Annotated in this window: 16 protein-coding genes and 1 tRNA gene; 5 read left to right on the top strand and 12 right to left on the bottom strand. The window is 71.3% G+C overall.

The genetic code is table 11. The features are described 5' to 3' along the window. Window positions 1-76 precede the first annotated feature (76 nt). The 4 genes from DEI88_RS03390 to DEI88_RS03375 form a co-directional block, all read right to left on the bottom strand. On the bottom strand, window positions 77-1483 hold the full coding sequence (locus DEI88_RS03390; RefSeq protein ID WP_111072275.1) for an LCP family protein: 1407 nt from the start codon (window positions 1481-1483) through the stop codon (window positions 77-79). Window positions 1484-1611: 128 nt separating this feature from the next. Beyond that, the gene (locus DEI88_RS03385) at window positions 1612-2487 is read right to left on the bottom strand and encodes a LysR family transcriptional regulator (protein WP_220035650.1); all 876 of its coding nucleotides are present in this window, start codon (window positions 2485-2487) and stop codon (window positions 1612-1614) included. 62 nt (window positions 2488-2549) lie between these two features. Further along, window positions 2550-3413 (bottom strand): GntR family transcriptional regulator, encoded by an 864-nt coding sequence (locus DEI88_RS03380; RefSeq protein ID WP_146246079.1) that lies wholly within the window; start codon window positions 3411-3413, stop codon window positions 2550-2552. 425 nt (window positions 3414-3838) lie between these two features. After that, on the bottom strand, window positions 3839-5329 hold the full coding sequence (locus DEI88_RS03375; RefSeq protein WP_181441247.1) for an MFS transporter: 1491 nt from the start codon (window positions 5327-5329) through the stop codon (window positions 3839-3841). Window positions 5330-5430: 101 nt separating this feature from the next. Between DEI88_RS03375 and DEI88_RS03370 the strand changes: the two genes are divergently transcribed. Both DEI88_RS03370 and gap read left to right on the top strand, forming a co-directional pair. Further along, window positions 5431-6378, top strand: coding sequence for a GlxA family transcriptional regulator (locus DEI88_RS03370; protein WP_111013868.1), 948 nt, complete (start codon window positions 5431-5433; stop codon window positions 6376-6378). A gap of 93 nt (window positions 6379-6471) precedes the next feature. Beyond that, window positions 6472-7491 carry a type I glyceraldehyde-3-phosphate dehydrogenase gene (gene gap / locus DEI88_RS03365; RefSeq protein WP_111072279.1) on the top strand — a complete coding sequence of 340 codons (1020 nt, stop codon included), beginning with the start codon at window positions 6472-6474 and terminating at the stop codon, window positions 7489-7491. An 8-nt stretch (window positions 7492-7499) separates the two neighbouring features. Here the strand turns inward: gap and DEI88_RS03360 are convergent. Continuing rightward, a tRNA-Ser gene (locus DEI88_RS03360) sits at window positions 7500-7584 on the bottom strand. A 360-nt stretch (window positions 7585-7944) separates the two neighbouring features. Here DEI88_RS03360 and DEI88_RS03355 point away from each other — a divergent pair. Next, window positions 7945-8619 (top strand): hypothetical protein, encoded by a 675-nt coding sequence (locus DEI88_RS03355; protein WP_146246080.1) that lies wholly within the window; start codon window positions 7945-7947, stop codon window positions 8617-8619. A gap of 110 nt (window positions 8620-8729) precedes the next feature. Here DEI88_RS03355 and DEI88_RS03350 read toward each other — a convergent pair whose 3' ends face one another. The 5 genes from DEI88_RS03350 to DEI88_RS03330 all read right to left on the bottom strand — a co-directional run bounded on the left by DEI88_RS03350 (window position 8730) and on the right by DEI88_RS03330 (window position 13706). Further along, the gene (locus DEI88_RS03350) at window positions 8730-9620 is read right to left on the bottom strand and encodes an HAD family hydrolase (RefSeq protein WP_111072281.1); all 891 of its coding nucleotides are present in this window, start codon (window positions 9618-9620) and stop codon (window positions 8730-8732) included. Then, complete coding sequence (serS, locus tag DEI88_RS03345; RefSeq protein ID WP_111072282.1) at window positions 9617-10879, bottom strand: serine--tRNA ligase; 1263 nt, start codon at window positions 10877-10879, stop codon at window positions 9617-9619. Before serS ends, DEI88_RS03350 begins: the two co-directional genes overlap by 4 nt. A gap of 148 nt (window positions 10880-11027) precedes the next feature. Further along, entirely contained in the window at window positions 11028-12107 is a 1080-nt protein-coding gene (locus tag DEI88_RS03340) for a diacylglycerol/lipid kinase family protein (protein WP_111010130.1), read from the bottom strand. A 116-nt stretch (window positions 12108-12223) separates the two neighbouring features. Next, window positions 12224-13183: a prephenate dehydratase gene (pheA, locus tag DEI88_RS03335; protein WP_181434622.1), complete on the bottom strand. Its 960-nt coding sequence runs from the start codon at window positions 13181-13183 to the stop codon at window positions 12224-12226. 10 nt (window positions 13184-13193) lie between these two features. Continuing rightward, window positions 13194-13706, bottom strand: coding sequence for a MarR family winged helix-turn-helix transcriptional regulator (locus DEI88_RS03330; RefSeq protein ID WP_111072283.1), 513 nt, complete (start codon window positions 13704-13706; stop codon window positions 13194-13196). A gap of 117 nt (window positions 13707-13823) precedes the next feature. On the opposite strand from DEI88_RS03330, the gene pgm reads away from it, so the two are divergent. Next, window positions 13824-15446, top strand: a complete 1623-nt coding sequence (gene pgm, locus DEI88_RS03325; protein ID WP_111026486.1) for a phosphoglucomutase (alpha-D-glucose-1,6-bisphosphate-dependent) — start codon at window positions 13824-13826, stop codon at window positions 15444-15446. Between the two features lie 65 nt (window positions 15447-15511). On the opposite strand, the gene DEI88_RS03320 is transcribed toward pgm, so the two are convergent. Then, on the bottom strand, window positions 15512-16225 hold the full coding sequence (locus tag DEI88_RS03320; protein WP_181435056.1) for an alpha/beta hydrolase: 714 nt from the start codon (window positions 16223-16225) through the stop codon (window positions 15512-15514). A gap of 240 nt (window positions 16226-16465) precedes the next feature. On the opposite strand from DEI88_RS03320, the gene DEI88_RS03315 reads away from it, so the two are divergent. Further along, the gene (locus tag DEI88_RS03315; RefSeq protein ID WP_502866974.1) at window positions 16466-18883 is read left to right on the top strand and encodes an MDR family MFS transporter; all 2418 of its coding nucleotides are present in this window, start codon (window positions 16466-16468) and stop codon (window positions 18881-18883) included. A gap of 144 nt (window positions 18884-19027) precedes the next feature. Here DEI88_RS03315 and DEI88_RS03310 read toward each other — a convergent pair whose 3' ends face one another. Beyond that, entirely contained in the window at window positions 19028-19879 is an 852-nt protein-coding gene (locus tag DEI88_RS03310) for a DNA-methyltransferase (RefSeq protein WP_375334603.1), read from the bottom strand. Window positions 19880-19963 lie beyond the last annotated feature (84 nt).

Raw genomic sequence — 19963 nt, 5'->3', positions numbered from 1 at the left:
CGGGAGGCCCAGCTCCGGCCCCGCTCACCCCGCACGTCACCTCGTGGTCGCGTCCGCGACCCGAGTGTTCCTCCGGTCACTCGGCCGCGACCGCGCAGGTCCGCTGCTGCGCGGTCTGACCGGTCACGCCGCTGATCGTCTCGGGACGTGCGGAGGCCGAAGTCCCCTCGTGCCCCGCGCCTCCCGACCCTGCCGAGCCGGAGCCGGAGCCGGAGCCGGAATCGGCGTCGGAGCCGGAGCCACCGGAGCCGGAGCCGCCGGAGCCAGCACTGCCGCTGCCGCCTGAGCCACCGCCGCTCGCACCCGAGGACCCGCCCGCCGCGCTGGACACGCCCAACCCGCTCGACCCACCCGACCCGCTCGACCCACCGCTGACCGACTCCGACCCACGGCCCACCGACCCCGCGGCGAGCGAGAACGACCGATCCGAACGCACCGCCGCCATGAGCTGGCGCGCGGTCGTGGAGTCGGGAACGACCTTGCCGGGGTGGTCCGGGTCGTCTGTGGCGCCCGGATACTGCACGAACGTGATGCGGTCGAGTCCGATGCCCTGGAACGTCCGCGCCATGGCGACCATGGTCGACGGATCCGTGAGTGTCGTCGAGAGCTTGACCGTGTGCGAGGCGACGCGGGCCAGCCCGTACAGCTTCGCCGGATCGCCGAGCGTGCCGTTGCCCTTGACCTTCCGCACGAGCGACGACAGGAACTGCTGCAGGCTCGAGATCCGGGACAGGTCGCTCTGGTCGCCGATCCCGTGGCGGTCGCGGAGGAACGCCAGCGCGGTCGCCCCCGACACCGTGTGCTCGCCGGCGCGTAACCGGAGGCCCGTGTACGGGTCGTCGACGTCGTCCGTCACGCAGACGGGGACACCGCCGATCGCGTCGGAGAGTCCGATGATGCCGTCGAAGCTCATCTGCGCGGCGTACGGGATGCGCAGTCCGCTGACCTGCTCGACGGTCCTCACCACGCAGCCCAGGCCGCCGCGCCCGTACGCCTCGTTGAGCGGGGTGTCCTGCACCGCGGCAGTCGTCGTCCCGTGGCTCGTGCAGGCCGGCTGGTCGACGAGCAGGTCGCGGGGGAAGCTGATCGCGACGGCCTGCGTGTGGTCCGCGGACACGTGCAGCAGCACGTTCGCGTCGTTGAGCGTCGCCTGCCGGACCCCGTACTCGGTGCCCTGCCCGGGGTCGTTGTCGGCAGCCACGGCCAGGACGTTGAACGCGCCGTCGGTGCTCTGCCCGCCCGCTCCCCCGACGTCGACCGCGTTCTGGGCGATCCGGTGCCCCAGGTCGTAGGCGGCGTAGGCAGTGAGTGAGCCGGCGGTCACGACACTGATGCCGGCGAGCATCGCCACGCCCACCAGGAGTCGCGCCGGCCGGAACCCGCGGTGCCGTCGACCGTGCCGTGCGCCGATCACACGACCGCCCGGACCTCGGAGGATCGTCGGCTCCCGCCGCGGGTCGGTGAGGTCGTCGAAGTCGGACACGACGCTTCCTCCTGGCAGTTCGGGCTGACGGCTCGGGTGCCGTCGTCCGCGGGGACGATACCCGAGCGGGTGGCCACCGCCGGGATCCCCTCGGCGTGCCCCCGAATGGGGGTCACGTCGAGGGAGCGTCAGGCCCCCGCGCGCGCGATCGAATGCCCCTTGATGACGCGGTCCGCGCCCGTACGGATCGCGTTGACGAGTTCCGACATCGCGACGCTCGGCGGTCCGGCACGCGACACGAGCGTGAACTCCGTCCAGCCCGGGTCCGGCAGTCCGGTCAGTGGGACCAACCCGGCCGGGAGGATCGACCCGGGGTGCACGGTCACGCCCAGCCCGGCGTACACCGCTGCCCGGATGCCCTGTTGGCTCGCGGACACGCAGGTGATCCGGTAGGGACGGCCGGCACCCTCGAGCGCGGCGACGGCGGCATCACGGGTGACGCTCGTGCCGGGGTAGGTGACGAGGTGCACGGGTTCGTCCGGGTCGACGACCTCACCCTCGCGCCCGGCCCACACGAGCGGGTCGCGGAACACCAGGTCGCCGACGTCCTCGCTCGGACGGCGCTTGACGAGGGCGAGGTCGAGCCGGTTGCTCCGGACCTCTTCGCGCAGTTCCGCCGTCAGCCCGACCCGGAGGTCGAGGTCCACCGAGGGGTACGCGTTCCGGAAGTCGAGCAGGATGTCCGGCAGACCGGTCGCGACGATGTCCTCGGACGCACCGAACCGGATGTGACCGGCGAGTCCGGTGTCCGTGAAGTACGCCTCGGCCTGTCCCTGTGCGGCGAGGATCTCGCGGGCGAAGCGGACCATGGCCATGCCGTCCGGTGTCAGCTCCACGGCGTGCGTGTCCCGTCGGAACAGTTGCCGACCGGTCTGTCGCTCGAGTCGGGCGACGTGTCCGCTGATCGTCGACTGCCGCAGACCGAGGTCCTTGGCAGCAGCGGTGAAGCCCCCCGTGCGCTCCACAGCGAGGAAGCTCGTGAGCAGTGCGGTCTCGAACATCATGGGCCCTCCTATCACGAATTGCGATCACGCTAGCAGCGGTAGCCGAGTTCCGCGATGGTCGTTCAGTGGAGGTCGCGTCTGTGGGTCCCTCGGTCGAACGCAGCGAGCGCGTCGGCGAAGGCGTCGAGGTGACGGATGGCCGCGACGAGGTCCTCGTCCCACACCGCCCCGAGCGCTGACGCCAGCGAGCTCGCGCGTTCCGCGGCCCCGACGGCGACGTCCAACCCGTGCCGGCCGGCGACCTCACGCATGTAGAAGGCGTCGAGCACGGGCAGCTGCGCCGCGAGCCAGTCCGCACTCACCGGGCGATCGAGGCGCCGGAGCGTCCACTCGGCGAGGACGGCGAACCGACCGGCGTCGGATCGGCAGGCCCGGAGCGCGGTCGCATCGAACGCTCCGACGTCGACCGGCGGGTCGCTCCGATGACGCTCGATGGACGATGTCGGGTACGGCACCGCGAGCAGACCCTGCGCGATCTGCACCCGCTCGACCATGTGCGCCGGCGTCCAGGGCGCGATGACCACGCCGACGTAACGCTGTACCTGGACGAGCCGCAACGCCTCGAGCGGGACGAGGGCCTCGCGCACCGGAGTCCGGGACACCCCGAGTTCGGCGGCGATCCCGTCGAGCCGCAACCGCTGCCCGGACCGGTACTCCCCGCGCAGGATCCGGTGGACCAGCCGCGTGAACACCGCGTCGCGCAGGAGGTCACGGCGCACCGCGCCACCCACCCCTGCGTCCGGACCGGTCATGCCCCCACCCGGCGTCTCGTCGATCGGCACGACGCCGGTGTCGAGCCCGGCAGCACCCGCGCGCGTCGCTGACCGACCGAGCCCGGCGGCTGGTGCAGCGTTGGTCCGCGCACCACCATCGGCGGGGGACGTCGTCCGCCCACCCGGGACCGGGGCGCGATCTGAGCGGTGCATCACGACACCCTCGCTCAGCGGCATCGGCCCGTGCCCCGCTGGATGTGCCGACTCGGGACGAGCGCACTCGGACTCTCGATGTGGACGGGGCAGCACCTCAGATCGCGGGCGCTGCCGCAGCTGCCGATGGCAGCCGTCCGGCCGACCCCGAGGACGGTCGTCCACGCCACCGCACCCGTCCGCGCCACCGCACCCGTCCGCGCCACCGCACCCGTCCACGCCACCGCACCGACCTGGATGCCCCGCGCTCGCCCCGGTTCGACTCCGCCCTGCGCTGACCCCATGTCGCCTCCGCCCCTGGTCCGGAGCGCGTGGCTTCCACACGCTCGAACCGGAAGGCTGCCAGGCGACCGTTCGATGCGCCAAACATCCTGAATACGGGATACGAAGTACGAAGTCGAACCCCGAGCGGCGCGGAGCCGCGCCTACCGGCGCGCGCGAGCCCGGTCGGCCCGGTCGCTCGTGCGCGCCCCGCCTCCCACGACCGAGAGCGGCTGCGTGACGGACTCCAGGCCCTTCCGCGCCGCGTCCACCCCGAAGATCAGGGCGATCACACCACCGAGCACCATGATCGCGGCGCCCATGAGGTACCCCCAGAACAGCGGGGTGCGGCTCGACCCGTCGCCGATGAACGCGCCGTAGATGAGGGGCGCGACCGCGCCGAAGATCTGCGCGAGGGCGAAGAAGTACGAGATCGCCTGCGACCGCAGCTCGAGCGGGAAGATCTCGCTCACCGTCAGGTACGCGCTCGATGCACCGGCCGAGGCGAAGAAGAACGAGACGCACCAGAACACCGTCTGCCAGGTGGCGCTGATCGCGTCGGCCTGGAACAGGAACGCCGAGACGGCCAGCACGATCCCCGAGACCAGGTAGGTCAGGAAGATCATCTGCCGACGGCCCCAGGTGTCGAACAGCCGGCCGAGCACGAGCGGCCCGAGCAGGTTCCCGATCGCGAACGGGAAGAAGTAGATCGACGTCTGCGAGGTCTGCAGGCCGTAGAAGTTCGTGAGCACGAGCGCGTACGTGAAGAAGATCGCGTTGTACAGGAACGACTGCGTGATCATCATGGTCGCGCCGACCAGGGTCCGCGTGGGGTACTGCCGGAACAGCACACCGACGATCGTGCGGAAGCCGACGCGGTCGAGCGGCGTGACGTCCATCGCCTTCGACTCGTCGACCCGCTCGAGGGGATGCCCCGACTCCCGCTCGACCTCGGCCTCGATCCGGGTCACGGTGTCGTCGGCCTCCTGCTCGCGCCCGTGCGTCATGAGCCATCGCGGACTCTCCGGGATGTGTCGCCGCAGGAAGATGATGAGGATGCCGAGCACCGGGCCGATGAAGAACCCGATGCGCCAGCCGACGTTCTCCGAGAAGTTCGCGGTGTTGAGCAGGTAGATGTTCGCGGCCGCACCGATCGCGGCACCGCCCCAGTACGTGCCGTTGATCGCGATGTCCACGTGTCCGCGGAACCGCGACGGGATGAGCTCGTCGATCGCGGAGTTGATCGCCGCGTACTCGCCACCGATACCGAGGCCGGCCACGAACCGGAACACCGCGAGGAACGCGAAGTCCGGCGCGAACCCGGCGATGCCCGAGCCGACCAGGTAGATCGCGAGGGTCAGGAGGAACAGCTTCCGTCGACCCAGCCGGTCCGAGAGCCGCCCGAACACGAGCGCGCCGATGACCTGCCCGAACAGGTAGATGGTCCCGAGGTCGGCGACCTCCTGGGTCGAGAGGCCGAGGGGCTTCTGGAATCCCGCGTTCGACACGATCTGGATCTCGAGGCCGTCGAGGACCCACGAGATCCCGAGGCCGACCACGATCGACCAGTGGAACCGGGTCCAGGGCAAGCGATCCATCCGAGCCGGGACGAGACTCCTGGTCGGCTGATCACGAACGGCGCCGGTGCTGCTCATGTCGGTGTTCCTCCTCGCACGGCCGCCCCTCGGCGGCACGCACCGGTGACCGTACGCTGGACGCGCGTCGAGTGTTCGCGGGTTCGGGCTACCGTCGCAGGATGGCTGTCCGACCGCACCGTGTGGCGGTGCTCGTGTTGCCCGGCGCGAAGCCGCTCGACGTCGGGATCCCCGCCCAGGTGTTCGCCAACCGGCCGAGCATGCCGTACGAGGTGCGCGTCTGTGGCCCGAGCGTCGGCACCGTCCGCGGCGGGGACGGCCTCGCGTACGCGGTGGGACGCGGGCTCGAGGCCGTCGACTGGGCGCAGACCGTGTTCGTGCCCGGGTACCGATTCCCGGCGGACACGCCGCCGCCTCCCGAGGTCGTCACGGCACTCCGCGACGCGCACGAGCGCGGCAAGCGTGTCGCCGCGATCTCGACCGGGGCGTTCGCGCTCGCTGCGGCGGGCCTCCTGGACGGGCGCCGGGCGACGACCCACTGGCACTACACGCGGGTGCTGCAGGACCGGTACCCCGGCGTCGAGGTGGACGAGGACGTGCTCTTCGTCGACGAGGGGTCGGTGCTCACGAGCGCGGGGGCGGCGAGCGGCATCGACCTCTGCCTCCACATCGTCCGACGCGACCACGGCGTCGGGCTCGCGAACCACGTCGCCCGACGGCTCGTGAGCGCGCCCCACCGGAGCGGCGGCCAGGCCCAGTACATCGAACGGACCGTGCCGGACCCGACCGACGACACCTTCGCGACGACGCGTGAATGGGTGTTGCGTCACCTCGGCGACGCCCTGACGCTCGACGCCCTCGCCGCGCACGCGAACGTGTCCGCCCGGACGTTCTCACGCCGCTTCGTGGCGAGCACCGGCTCCACGCCGATGCAGTGGGTGCTCCGGGCACGCGTCGACCTGGCGCGGGAGCTGCTCGAACGCTCGGACCTCGCCGTCGACCAGGTGGCCGCGCGGGTGGGGCTCGGGACGGACGCCAACCTGCGTCTGCACTTCCGGCGGATCCTCGGCATCTCCCCCACCGCTTACCGTCGCGTGTTCCAGCAGTAGCCCTGGCGCGATCTTCCCGGATCATGACGTTCCTGCCACTGGAGCGGGCCTCCCGGCTCGATGACGATGAGCGGAGGAACGGAAGGAACCCACATGACCCGCATCGGCATCAACGGATTCGGCCGCATCGGCCGCAACACCCTGCGCGCGCTCCTGGCCCGCGGCGGCGAGGACCTCGTGGTCGTCGCCGTCAACGACCTCACCGCACCCGCGACCCTCGCCCACCTGTTCCGCTACGACTCAGCACTCGGCCCCTTCGATGGCACCGTGGAGGTCGACGACGACACGCTCGTGGTCGACGGTCAGCGGATCCGCGTGCTCGCCGAGCGCGATCCGTCGGCACTGCCCTGGGCCGACCTGGGCGTCGAGGTCGTCCTCGAGTCGACCGGCCGCTTCACGGCACGGGAGGCCGCTGCGCAGCACCTCGAGGCGGGCGCCCGTCGCGTGCTCGTGAGCGCACCGGCCACCGGGGCGGACGTGACGCTCGCCTACGGCGTGAACACCGACGCGTTCGACCCGGCCACGCACACCGTCGTCAGCAACGCGAGCTGCACGACGAACGCCCTCGCGCCGCTCGCGAGCGTCCTCGACGACCTCGCCGGCATCGAGCACGGGTTCATGACGACCGTGCACGCGTACACGCAGGAACAGAACCTGCAGGACGGCCCGCATCGGGACCTCCGGCGAGCCCGGGCCGCGGGCGTGAACATCGTCCCGACGACCACCGGCGCCGCGAAGGCCATCGGACTCGTGCTCCCCCGACTCGACGGCAAGCTCTCGGGCGACTCCATCCGGGTGCCCGTCCCCGTGGGGTCGATCGTCGAGCTGAACACCGTCGTGGCCCGTGACGTCACGGTCGACGAGGTGAACGCCGCCTACCGTGCGGCTGCCGACGGGCCACTCGCCGGGGTGCTCGCCTACACGGCGGACCCGCTCGTGTCGACCGACATCACGGGGCGCCCGGAGTCGAGCGTGTTCGACTCGCTCCTCACGCGCGTCGACGGCGGCCGCCACGTCAAGGTCGTCGCCTGGTACGACAACGAGTGGGGGTTCTCGAACCGGGTGGTCGACACGCTCGGACTGCTCGCGCGCGCCGCCGCGGACGCCGCGTAGCCCGTCGGCGGAGGGTGTGGGATTCGAACCCACGAGACATCACTGCCCACTTGTTTTCAAGACAAGCTCCATCGGCCGCTCGGACAACCCTCCTGGCTGGACCACCTGACGGTGGCGACCGGCGCGTGCGAGTCTAGCGAGCCTCCCGGCCGGGAGGCACGGCCTCGGCCAGCCGCGCCGCTCGCCCTGCCGACCCTCCCGCCGAGATCGCAGTTGTTGCCGCTCTGAGCACCCCCAGAGCGGCACCTTCTGCGATCTCGCGATGCGGCGGACGAGCGGCGGCCGGGACGGCCGGGAGGCGCCTCCCGCACACCGTGACGGAACCGTGATCGGTGTGACGGAACCGTGATCGACAGGCCGCGGCGCACCGACGACGGAACCACCAAGATGAGCGTCGGGGGACGTGGAGCGGATGCCACGGGGCACCGGCGTCTCCCGGAACGGAACGCCTCGATGTCCACCACACCGCGGTCCGCGATCGTCCTGATCGCCGCGACCGCTCTCGTCGTCACCCTCGCCGGCTGCAGCACCTCGACCGCGGCCGACACCGCCACCACGGTCGGCCACACCGGACGCCCGAGCGCGTCGGCCACCACGACGACGCCCATGCCCAGCACGACCGCGACGCCCACCACGCCGCCGGCCGCCACACCATCCGCCTCCCCGACGCTCGACCTCGCTGACCCGACGACGTGGACGATCACGGGTGCCGGCGTCGGGCCGCTCACCATCGGCGGTTCGGTGACGGCCGAGGGCGCGTCCATGACCGCGTACACCCGCTCGGACGACTGCCCGAACCCCAACATCGCGATGTGGCGGCGGACCGGTTCCTCCGTGTGGACCCAGGCGCTGCCGGACGCGCGCGACGTCGTGCACGGGATCCTCCTGCAGGGCGCGGGGGCCTCCTCGCCCAAGACGACGCAGGGCGACACGCTCGGCACACCGCTGGCGACCCTCGAGGCGCACCACCCCGACCTCGTGCAGATCCGCGAGGACGACCAGGAGGACTACCGCGGCTACCAGGACCACGGCGCCTGGATCGTGTTCGACGTGCGGTCGACGCCGCAGCAGGTGCGGTCGATCTGGGTGAGCACGGACCGGGTGCCGCCCTACGAGTTCTGCGGCTGACGCCGCGTCATCCCACCGGGATCGCAGTCGTTGCCGCTCACACCACCGTCGAAACGGCAACGACTGCGATCTCGCGGAACCGGGAACCGGGAACCGGGAACCGGGCCGGGTCAGCGCGGGAGCGTCGCGAGTGCGGCGGCCAGGCCGTCCACCGCGACGCTCCCGGTGACCTCACCGCCGGCAGCGACGACGTCCTCGGGCGCCTGGCCCATCACGACGCCGCGGCCGGACTCGGCAGCCCAGTGCAGCATGTCGATGTCGTTCCGGCCGTCGCCCGCCGCGAACACGCGCGACCGTGGGACGTCGAGCACGGACCGGACCCGCTCCATCGCGCTGGCCTTGGTCACGCCCTCGGGCGCGATGTCGAGCCAGGCGGTCCACCCCACGTTGTAGGACACCTTGTGGAGGCCCATCCGGTCCACCGCCCGCAGGAAGTCGTCGAGGTCGTGGTTCGGTGAGATGACGACGACCCGGGTGGCCTCGACGCCGAAGAGGTCGTCGAACGCGACGTGCTCGACGTCCGAACTCAGGCTGCCCTCGGGGAAGATCCCGTGCACGCGGTAGTGGCCGGTCTCGTCCTCGACGCCGAACGCGGCGCCGTGCAGGGACCCGCGGATGGTGCGGAGGACCTCGGTCGGGTCGAAGGACTCCACGAACGCGCGGCGGTAGCCCCCGCGCTCGGTGTCCTCGGGGGCGTCGCTCCGCTCGAGCGTGATCGCGCCGTTCGCGCACACCAGGAACCGTGGGCGGATCCCGAGGGCCGCGACCACGGGCAACGTCATGGAGGCGCTGCGACCGGTCGAGAGCATCACCTCGTGTCCGGCCTCCACCGCAGCATGGACGGCCGCGCTCGTCGCGTCGGTGATGACGCCGTCCTCGCGCATGACCGTCCCGTCGATGTCGAGCGCCACGAGCCAGTGGTCCGGCCGCGGCGCCGTCGACGTCGCACCCGAGCTCGCCCCGGGGTCGGGGACGGCCTGCTCGCGGAGGTCGTCGGTCATCGCGGCTCGATCACCTCGGTGCCGCCGAGGTACGGGCGGAGGACCTCGGGCACGACGACCGAGCCGTCGGCCTGCTGGTGCGTCTCGAGGATCGCGACGAGCCAACGGGTCGTGGCGAGCGTGCCGTTCAGCGTCGCCACCGGGGCGGTCTTGCCGGACTCGGTGCGGTGCCGGATGTCGAGGCGGCGGGCCTGGAACGTCGTGCAGTTCGACGTCGAGGTGAGCTCGCGGTAGGTCCCCTGCGTCGGCACCCACGCCTCGATGTCGAACTTGCGGGCGGCGCTCTGCCCGAGGTCACCGGCGGCGACGTCGATGACGCGGTAGTGGAGGCCGAGCGCGCCGAGCATGTCCTCCTGGTAGGAGACGAGCCGGTCGTGCTCCGCCTCGGCCTCGTCGGGGTGCACGTACGCGAACATCTCGAGCTTGTTGAACTGGTGGACCCGGAGGATCCCGCGGTTGTCCTTGCCCGCGGACCCGGCCTCGCGTCGGTAGCACGTCGACCACCCGGCGTAGCGGAGGGGCCCGTTCGACACGTCGAGGATCTCGTCGGCGTGGTAGCCCGCGAGCGCGACCTCACTCGTGCCGGTCAGGTACAGGTCGTCGGCGGGCAGGTAGTAGATCTCGTCGGCGTGCTCACCGAGGAACCCCGTGCCGGCCATCGTCTCGGGGCGCACGAGCGTCGGCGTGATGAGGGGCTCGAAGCCGTGGGCGATGGCCCGGTCGAGCGCGAGGTTCATGAGCGCGATCTCGAGCCGCGCCCCCATGCCGCGGAGGAAGTAGAAGCGCGAGCCGGACACCTTCGTGCCACGCGGGATGTCGATGATACCGAGGTGCTCGCCGAGGTCGGCGTGGTCCTTCGGCTCGAAGTCGAACTCCGGCTTCGTGCCGACGGTGCGCAGGGTGACGAAGTCCTCCTCGCCGCCGCTCGGGACGCCCTCGATGATCGGGTTCGCGAGCTTCCCGACGGTCGTGCGGAACGCGTCCTCGGACTCGGTGACGATCGCCTGGGCCTGCTTGACCCGGGCGGCGAGCGCCTGCGCCTGCTGCACGAGCGCCGCCTTCTCGTCCTTCGGTGCCTTCGCGACGGTCTTGCCGAACGCGTTCTGCTCGGCACGGAGCGCCTCGAACGACGAGATCGCGAGCCGACGTGCGGTGTCCGCGGCGAGCGCCTGGTCGACGAGCTCCACGGAGTCACCACGGGCCGCCTGCGATGCCTTGATCCGGTCGGGGTGGTCGCGGAGGAGCTGCGGATCGATCACTGGAGCATCTTACCGACCGCCCCCTCGCGCCGGTCCGGCGCCGATCGGACGGGAGGGACGGCGCGCGCCCGTCCCGCGCCTCCCGGCCGCCGCACGGATCGTGCAGGAGGTTGGTGGGTGCCGGACGTCCGTCGTCGGCGGCCGTCGCTCAGTGCAGGACGTGCCCGACGGGCACGCGCACGGTCAAGCCGCCTTCGTCGATGCGCGCCCGGAACGCCCGGATCCGACCCACCGGGTCGCCGTCGATCTCGAACTCGTCGGGCGTCTCGAGCCGCACGACGATCTCCTTGCCGCGCATGTACCGCAGCGGACGTTCCTCACGTGCCCGGGCGATGATCCGCTCCCCCACCGCGGTCTGGCCGATCTTGGTCGATCGCGCACGCCGCAGGATCGCGTTCTCCCACATCAGGCGGGCGCCGATCCGGGCCCAGCCGAACACGGACTTCGGGCGCAGCGCGACGACGTCGAACACGCCGTCCGTGATCGTGGCGTCGGGCAGCAGGAGGATGCCGGCCTGCAGGGTGCCGCAGTTGCCCACGATGAGCGTGTGGGCGCGGAGCGAGCGGTTGCCGGCACCGTCGAGGTTGTAGCGGGCCTCCATGCTGTCGGAGTCACGGAGCGATCGGGCCACGGCGTCGACGTAGGCGAGCCAGCCCACCCGTTTCTTGAGCTCCGGGCGCGTGTTGGCGAGCATCCGGGCGTCGAGCCCGAGCCCGGCCATGACCAGGAACCCGAAGTCCTCACGCTCCCCGCCCTCACGCTCGACGGTGAGCATGCCGATGTCGACCGCGCGGTCCTCGCCGTGGAACAGGGTCTGCACGCTCGTGTCCATCTCGTCGAGCGGGAACCGCATGTTCCGCGCGAGCAGGTTGCCGGTGCCGCTCGGCAGCAGCGCGAGCGACGCGCCGGATCCGTGCACGACCTCGGCGACGATCCGCGTCGTGCCGTCGCCGCCCGCGGCGGCCACCACATCGGCCCCGGCCTCGAGCGCGGCCCGGGCCATGCCGGCGCCCGGGTCCTCCTCGGTCGTCGCGAACCAGAGGGTCTCGCTCCACCCGGCCTCACGTTCGTAGCGGCTCACGCTCTGGCGCAGGGCCGGCAGGTCGACCTTGATCGGGTTGTAGACCACGGCGGCGGTGTGCTGGCTCGTGGCCGAGTGGGCGGCGGTCGAGGGCACCGCGGCGACGTCGTCGCGCGGGGCCGCATCGGTCTCGGGGGGCGTCGTCATGCGACAACGCTACCGGGACCGCCTGATCCGTCCTCTCGGCCCCCGGGCTTCTGTGGACGGCCGGGTCGTTCCACAGGCGCCCACCTGGTGGGTCACCGGCGTCCGGCCCGGCCGGGTCAACCAGGCTCGCCCGCGACGATCCGTCGGAGCCACTCGCGTGCCTCGGTGAACGCTTCGTCCCGGTACCGGGCCTGCACCTCGGACGCGTGGCCGTCGGCCCTGGGGTACGACCCGAGGAACGTCACCCGGGGGCTGAACCGCCGGAGGCCGAGGAGCGCGTCCGCCACGCGCTCGTCGTGCACGTGGCCGTCCAGGTCGATGACGAAGCGGTAGCGGCCGAGCTCGTCGCCGATCGGCCGCGAGCTGAGGAGCCCCATGTTGATGCCCCGGGTGGCGAACTGCTCGAGCAGGTCGACGAGCGCACCTGCCCGGTCGTCCGGCAGCTCCACGACGACGCTCGTCTTGTCGGCGCCGGTCCGGGCCGGGATCGCCAGGTCCCGCGACACGAGGACGAACCGCGTGACGGCGAACGGGTTCTCGCCGATGTGCTCGGCGAGGACGGCGAGGTCGTGGTGGTCGGTGATGCCGGGCGGGGCGACCGCGGCCTCGGCGAGCGCCCCCGCGGCCGGGTCGAGGAGCGCCGCCGCCGCCGCGACGTTCGACGACGCCGGGATGTGTCCGTGCCCCGGGACGTGGTCCTCGAGCCAGCGGTATGTCTGCCCGTACGCGACGGGGTGGGCGTTCACCGTGCGGACGTCCGCGAGCACGGTGCCGTGCCGGGCGACGAGGACGAAGTCGACCGGCACGAGGTACTCGCCGATGATGCGGACCCCCGGGATGCGCGCGAGGGCGTCCTGCGTGGCGGTGACCCCACCGTCGACGCTGTTCTCGATGGCGATGACCGCGCCGACGCTCCGTCCGCTCATGACGTCGTCGAGGGCCTCGCCGACGTTGTTGACCGACCGCCAGGGCTTGCCGGCGGCCGCGGCGACCTGCTTGAGCGCGGCCTCCGTGAAGGTCCCGGCCGGTCCGAGGTAGCTGTACGTGTCGGACGCGGAGGCATCGGGCTCGGCCATGCGGCCGACTCTATTGCACGGGCGGGCGGCCATCCGGGTCGGTGAGGGCGGCGAGGCGACCCTCGGGGTCGAGTCGGCGGAGCATCGCGCGGAGGTCGGCGTCGAGCTGCCGGAAGCGGTCCTCGCCGATCGCGTCGACCACGAGGTGGCGGGCGTTCCGGACGTGCCCGGGGGCAGCGGCGACCACGGCCTCCCACCCGGCGTCCGTGAGTCGGACGTCCGTTGCCCGCCGGTCGTCCGTCGACGGGCACCGCGAGACGAGCCCGCGCTTCTCGAGGCGGGTGACGACGTGGGACAGCCGGGGCAACGAGCTGTTCGTGGCGGCGGACAGGGCCGTCATGCGCAGTGTGCGGTCGTCGCGTTCGGAGAGCATGGCGATGACCATGTAGTCGAAGTGCGTCAGGTCGGAATCGCGCTGCAACTGCTGGTCGAGCGCCGCGGGCAGGAGCTCCATGACGGCGACGAGGCGGATCCACACGCGGACCTGCTCGCCGTCGAGCCAGGGCACGTCGTCCGTCGTCATCCCCCGATCCTACGGAATGGTTGTCGATGCAACCGGTGTCATTCCTCCCTGGACCCCGTCGGGCGCCGGCCTGTGGACAGTCGGGCACAGGACACGGCGCGGTGCCAGGATGGGCGCATGAACGACCGTGCCGGAACGCCCGCGACCGCCGAGGACCTCGTCGATCTCCAAGAGCTCGTCGACGCCTACTACTCGCGGGTCCCGGACGCATCGAACCCCGAGCAGATGGTGGTGTTCGGCACGTCCGGCCACCGGGGCTCCTCGCTCGACACCGCGTTCAACGACGCACACATCGCCGCCATCACCCAGGCGATCGTCGAGTACCGCGCGCAGCAGGGCACCACGGGGCCGCTGTTCATCGGCCGCGACACGCACGCGCTGAGCGGTCCGGCCGAACGGACCGCGCTCGAGGTCCTGGCCGCGAACGGCGTCACCGTGCTCGCCGACAAGGACAACGGCTACGTGCCGACGCCCGCGCTGAGCCACGCGATCATCCGCTACAACCGCGAGGGCCACGACGACACCGCCGACGGCATCGTCATCACGCCGAGCCACAACCCCCCGCGCGACGGCGGCTTCAAGTACAACCCGCCGCACGGTGGGCCCGCGGACAGCGACGCGACGAAGTGGATCGCCGACCGGGCCAACGCGATCATCGCCGGCGGTCTCGTGGACGTGCAGCGCCAGGAGCAGGCGAGCCCCGGCCGGTACGACTTCCTCGACACGTACGTGCACGACCTGGCGGACATCATCGACATCGCGGCGATCAAGCGCGCGGGCGTCCGGATCGGCGCGGACCCGCTCGGCGGCGCCAGCCTGCCCTACTGGAACCGCATCCGGGACCACTACGGCCTCGACCTGACGGTGGTGAACCCCGACGTCGACCCCACGTGGTCGTTCATGACCCTCGACTGGGACGGCAAGATCCGGATGGACCCGTCGAGCCCGTCCGCCATGGCGTCGGTGCTCGCGCACAAGGACGAATTCGACGTCCTCACGGGCAACGACGCCGATTCCGACCGGCACGGGATCGTCACGCCCGACGGTGGGCTCATGAACCCCAACCACTACCTGGCGGTGGCGATCGAGTACCTGTACTCGCACCGTCCGCACTGGCGGCAGGACGCCGCGATCGGCAAGACCCTCGTCTCCTCGAGCATCATCGACCGCGTGGCGGAGTCGCTCGGCCGGACCCTGTGGGAGGTCCCGGTCGGGTTCAAGTGGTTCGTCCCGGGCCTGATCGACGGCTCCGTGGGCTTCGGTGGCGAGGAGAGCGCGGGTGCCTCGTTCCTCCGGATGGACGGCACCGCGTGGACGACCGACAAGGACGGCATCATCCTCGCGCTGCTCGCGTCCGAGATCATCGCCGTCACGGGCAAGACACCGTCGCAGCTCTACCGCGAGCTCACGGAGCGCTTCGGTGACCCGGTGTACCAGCGCGTCGACGCCGCTGCGACGAAGGCCCAGAAGGCAGCGCTCGGCAAGCTCGACGGCGACGCGATCCAGGCGGACACCCTGGCGGGCGACCCCATCGTCGCGAAGCTGTCGAAGGCCCCGGGCAACGGCGCGGCCGTCGGTGGGGTCAAGGTCGTCACGGACCGCGCGTGGTTCGCCGCACGCCCGTCCGGCACCGAGGACGTCTACAAGATCTACGCGGAGTCGTTCGTCGGGCAGGAGCACCTCGAGCAGGTCCAGCGCGAGGCCAAGGAGATCGTCGACGCCGCGCTCGGCGGCGCCTGACGACCCGGGCACTCGGTCGGGAGGCACGGTGCGGCTCCGCCCCGCGCCTCCCGATCAGCTGACGGTCAGAGCACGCGCTGGTACCGCAGCCAGTTCTCGCACAGGCGCGTCCACTGCGAGGTGTGCGGTTCCTTGACCGCGGTGCCGAGCCCGTGCCTCCCGTGCGGGAACAGGTGGAACTCGACCGGCACCTCGTTCCGGACCAGGGCCTCCACGTACGCGAGTGCGTGCGTCGCGCGCACGATGCGGTCGTCCGCCGTCGTCCACACGAAGGTCGGTGGCGTCCGCGCGTCGACCCGGGTCTCCATGGACAGCTCGCGCCGGAGCCGCCACGACGGTGCATCGCCGAGCAGGTTCCGCATCGGCCGGGTCCGCGTCGGGTGCTCCATCGAGACGACCGGGTAGTTGAGGACGCAGAACGCGGGCCGGTCGTCGTCGGGGTCATCGATCCCGTTCGCCAGGCACGCGGCGAGGTGCCCGCCGGCGCTCGAACCGACGACACCGACGCGCGCCGGGTCCACGTCGATCGGCGCCGCGCCCGACCGCAGCCAGCGGAACGCCGCCCGTGCCGCGTCCAGGGGTTCGGGGTGCCGGTGCGGGGCGACCGGGTAGCGCAGCACGACCCCGTGCACGCCGATCCCGGCGAACCACTCAGCGAGCAGCTCCGAACTCGGGCGGCCGTGTTCCTCGTACCCACCACCGGGCAGCACGAGGACCGTCGGACGGGGGCCGGGCAGATCCGCGGGTCGGTAGGTGAGCCCGGCGGGTTCGGAGACCATGCGGCGGAGCCTACCTGCGCATGGGCACAGATCGCGGGGCCTCCGTCCACAGGTCGCCCGGAGCTCGATCAGGTCGGAGCGACGGGGAATACCCTGGCCTGATCGTCGCGTTGTCGCCTGAGTTGCGTGACCTGTAACTTTGCACGCGACGCAAACTTCTCGGCAACGGCGGCCCGATCGATTCGAGCACCGAGCGCCGCCGAACATCCCAGACCCCGCACCAGACGGAGAACCAGCACAATGACCCAGACCGCGACGCAACGGGCCGGCACCTCGTCGTCCCCCACCACGTCATCGAACGCGGTGATGTCGCACCGGCAGATCCTGCTCGTGATCTACGGCCTCATGGCCGGCATGTTCCTGGGCGCCCTGGACCAGACGATCGTCGGGACCGCGATCCGCACCATCGGTGACGACCTGCACGGGCTGAACGAGCAGGCGTGGGTGACGACCGCGTACCTCATCGCGTCGACGATCATGACCCCGATCTACGGCAAGCTGTCCGACCTCTTCGGGCGGCGACCGCTGTTCCTCATCGCCATCGCGATCTTCATCATCGGCTCGTTCGCCGCGTCGTTCTCGACGTCGATGGTCATGCTCGCCGCGTTCCGTGGCGTGCAGGGCCTCGGTGCCGGTGGCCTCATGTCGCTGCCGCTCGCGATCATGGGCGACATGTTGGCCCCGCGTCAGCGCGCCAAGTACCAGGGGTACTTCCTCGCGGTGTTCGGCGTCTCGTCGGTCATCGGCCCGCTCGTCGGTGGTCTGTTCTCCGGCGCCGCGCAGATCCTGTTCATCACGGGCTGGCGCTGGGTGTTCCTCATCAACGTGCCGATCGGCATCGCGGCGCTGATCATGGTCATCGTCTTCCTGCATCTGCCGCGGGTCGGTGACAAGCGCAAGGTCCGCATCGACTACTGGGGTGCCGCGCTCGTCGTGGTGACCCTCGCGCCGCTCCTGCTCGTCGCCGAGCAGGGTCGCGACTGGGGTTGGACCTCGGTCGGATCGTGGACCTGCTACGTCATCGGCGGGCTCGGCCTGCTGGCGTTCATCCTCGTCGAGCGCGCGATGCGCGACGACGCGATCATCCCGATGAAGCTGTTCCGCTCGCGGGTGTTCTCGATGTCGACGATCCTGGGTGTCCTCGTGGGGTTCGGCATGTTCGGCGCGCTGCTGACGCTCCCGCTGTACCTGCAGATCGTCAAGGGCCTGACCCCGACCGAGTCCGGGTTCGCCACCCTCCCGATGGTCCTCGGACTGATGATCGCCTCGATCACCTCCGGCCAGATCATCTCGCGGACCGGCAAGTACCGGATCTTCCCGGTGACGGGCACCGCGGTGACCTCGATCGGCTACATCGTCCTGACGTTCATCACCGTCGACAAGCCGCTGTGGTTCCTGCTCATCGCCATGTTCTTCATCGGCCTCGGGCTCGGCCAGCTCATGCAGACCCTGACGCTCGCGTCGCAGAACTCGGTCGGTCCGCGTGACATCGGCGTCGCCACGAGCGCGTCGACGTTCTTCCGGCAGATCGGTGGAACGCTCGGCACGGCGATCCTGCTGTCGGTGCTCTTCGCGAGCATGCCGACGAACATCTCGACCGCCATGGAGAACAAGAGCACCCTGACGAACGGCCTCGACGCAGCCCTCACGCCGTCGGTGGCCAACGCGTCGAAGAACGCCGGCGTCATGAAGCAGATCTGGAACCCGATCGTGACCCCGGTCAAGAAGAAGATCCAGAGCCAGCTCGACCAGGGCGCGACCCAGGCGAAGGGCCAAGCCGACCAGGCCGTCACGAAGCAGGTCACGACGGCCGTCCAGCAGCAGGTCAGCGCCGGCAAGGTCCCGGCGGCCGCCGCGCAGTCGGTGATCCAGCAGCAGGTCGCCGCCGCGCGGCCTGCCGCGGAGCGCAAGGCACTGCGGGCCGCGGCCGCACGGGCGCACGCCTCCGTCCGCAACGGCGGGCTCCGGATCGACTACGCGAACGCCTCGCAGCGGAAGCACATCGTCACCGCGGTCGCGCCGACCATCATCAAGCAGGTCAAGAAGGGCTCGTCGAACGCGAAGAGCACGACGAGTGACACGAGCGACACGTCGTTCCTCAACGGCGCCGACCCGCGCTTGACCAGGGCGTTCCTGACCGGCTTCAACAACTCCGCCGTGCAGATCTACTACGTCGGCCTCGGCGTGCTCCTGCTCGCGTTCATCCTGACGTGGTTCTTCCGCACGCCGCCGCTCCGCAAGGTCTCGGCCCTGCAGGAGCAGGCGAACGACGCTGCGGGGTCCGTGCCGAGTGGCGCTGCCGGACACAACGGCGGGAGCGACGACCTCGACGTCGGCGCTCAGGGTTCGGCCGCGTCGATGGGTTCGCTCGTGTCCCCCGACACCGGCGCGGTCGACACCGTGCCGACCTCACCGGACGTGTCGCTCGACAGCGGTGAGACCCGCGCGCCGCTCGCGGATGCGCCGACGCACGGCGCGCACTCCGCCGCCGCCACGGTCGACTCCCCGAGTCGTGTGCACACCGAGTCGGACGCGCCCAAGCACGCCGCACCGGTCCTCGAGGCCGAGCGGGGCAGGGTAGCCGCCCCCGCCGCCTCGCCGACCGACGGCACCACCGACGTCGGCCACGCCGAGCGGCACGGCAAGCACAGCGCCTGACGTCGCACCTCGACGACCACGAACGCCCCGGAGACCACTCCGGGGCGTTCGTGCGTCTCGGAGCGTTCGTGCGTCTCGGAGCGGAAGCTCCGAGCGGCGCCCGGGATTCGCCGACAACGGGGAACTCCGCGGGGACGCCCGCGGTCAGACGGCCGGGTCCTCGACGTCCGCGGCGGGCGGCTCGGCCGTGGTGAACACCGCCGCGGGCAGACGTCGCCGCATCACGGCGATCGCCTCGGGGTTGTCGTCGACGAGCAGGAACCGCCGTCCGAGCGCCGCCGCGACGGCCCCGGTCGTCCCGCTGCCGGCGAAGAAGTCGAGCACGAGGTCCCCGGGCCGACTCGACGCCTGGACGATCCGGCGGAGCACCCCCTCGGGCTTCTGCGTCGGGTACCCGGTCTTCTCGCGACCCGTCGGCGACACGATCGTGTGCCACCACACGTCGGTGGGGAGCTTGCCGCGTTCGCGCTTCTCGGGCGTGACGAGGCCGGGCGCCATGTAGGGCTCGCGGTCGACCGCCTCGGAGTCGAAGTGGTACCGCTCCGGGTCCTTGACGTAGACGAGGATCGTGTCGTGCTTCGTCGGCCAGCGGGTCCGGGACTTGGCGCCGTAGTCGTAGGCCCAGATGATCTCGTTGAGGAACGCGTCGCGGCCGAACAGCGCGTCGAGCAGGACCTTGGCGTAGTGCGCCTCGCGGTAGTCGAGGTGGACGTACAGCGTGCCGTCGTCGGCGAGCACCCGCCAGGCCTCCGCGAGCCGCGGCTCGAGGAACGACCAGTAGTCCTCGAACCGGTCGTCGTACCGCATGAGGTCACCCCGGACGCGTTCGTACGACCGCCCCTGGAACCCCCGGACGGGGCCGTCGACGGCGCGGACCGCCGTCGACGCACGACGCGTCTGGGTCCGTCCGGTGTTGAACGGCGGGTCCAGGTAGACGAGCGTCGCGAGCCCGTCGGGCAGCGTCGCGAGGACGTCGAGGTTGTCGCCGTGCACCACCCGGTCGGGCTCGACCGCGGGGCGGGGCTCGACGTCGGTGACGGGGACGGGGTGCACCCGCTCATCATGACGCGCTCCGCGGGC

It is taken from the genome of Curtobacterium sp. MCBD17_003 (assembly GCF_003234885.2).
Lineage (GTDB): Bacteria > Actinomycetota > Actinomycetes > Actinomycetales > Microbacteriaceae > Curtobacterium.
This window is presented reverse-complemented; position numbering and strand designations above follow the sequence as displayed.

Bases quoted from the DNA above. Each gene is read 5' to 3' on its own strand.
- DEI88_RS03370 (WP_111013868.1), top strand. From the start codon at position 5,431: ATGGCTGTCCGACCGCACCGTGTGGCGGTGCTCGTGTTGCCCGGCGCG.
- pgm (WP_111026486.1), top strand. From the start codon at position 13,824: ATGAACGACCGTGCCGGAACGCCCGCGACCGCCGAGGACCTCGTCGAT.
- pheA (WP_181434622.1), bottom strand. From the start codon at position 13,183: ATGGCCGAGCCCGATGCCTCCGCGTCCGACACGTACAGCTACCTCGGA.
- DEI88_RS03315 (WP_502866974.1), top strand. From the start codon at position 16,466: ATGACCCAGACCGCGACGCAACGGGCCGGCACCTCGTCGTCCCCCACC.
- DEI88_RS03340 (WP_111010130.1), bottom strand. From the start codon at position 12,107: ATGACGACGCCCCCCGAGACCGATGCGGCCCCGCGCGACGACGTCGCC.
- DEI88_RS03375 (WP_181441247.1), bottom strand. From the start codon at position 5,329: ATGAGCAGCACCGGCGCCGTTCGTGATCAGCCGACCAGGAGTCTCGTC.
- DEI88_RS03385 (WP_220035650.1), bottom strand. From the start codon at position 2,487: ATGATGTTCGAGACCGCACTGCTCACGAGCTTCCTCGCTGTGGAGCGC.
- DEI88_RS03380 (WP_146246079.1), bottom strand. From the start codon at position 3,413: ATGCACCGCTCAGATCGCGCCCCGGTCCCGGGTGGGCGGACGACGTCC.
- DEI88_RS03320 (WP_181435056.1), bottom strand. From the start codon at position 16,225: ATGGTCTCCGAACCCGCCGGGCTCACCTACCGACCCGCGGATCTGCCC.
- DEI88_RS03355 (WP_146246080.1), top strand. From the start codon at position 7,945: ATGTCCACCACACCGCGGTCCGCGATCGTCCTGATCGCCGCGACCGCT.
- gap (WP_111072279.1), top strand. From the start codon at position 6,472: ATGACCCGCATCGGCATCAACGGATTCGGCCGCATCGGCCGCAACACC.
- DEI88_RS03350 (WP_111072281.1), bottom strand. From the start codon at position 9,620: ATGACCGACGACCTCCGCGAGCAGGCCGTCCCCGACCCCGGGGCGAGC.
- DEI88_RS03330 (WP_111072283.1), bottom strand. From the start codon at position 13,706: ATGACGACGGACGACGTGCCCTGGCTCGACGGCGAGCAGGTCCGCGTG.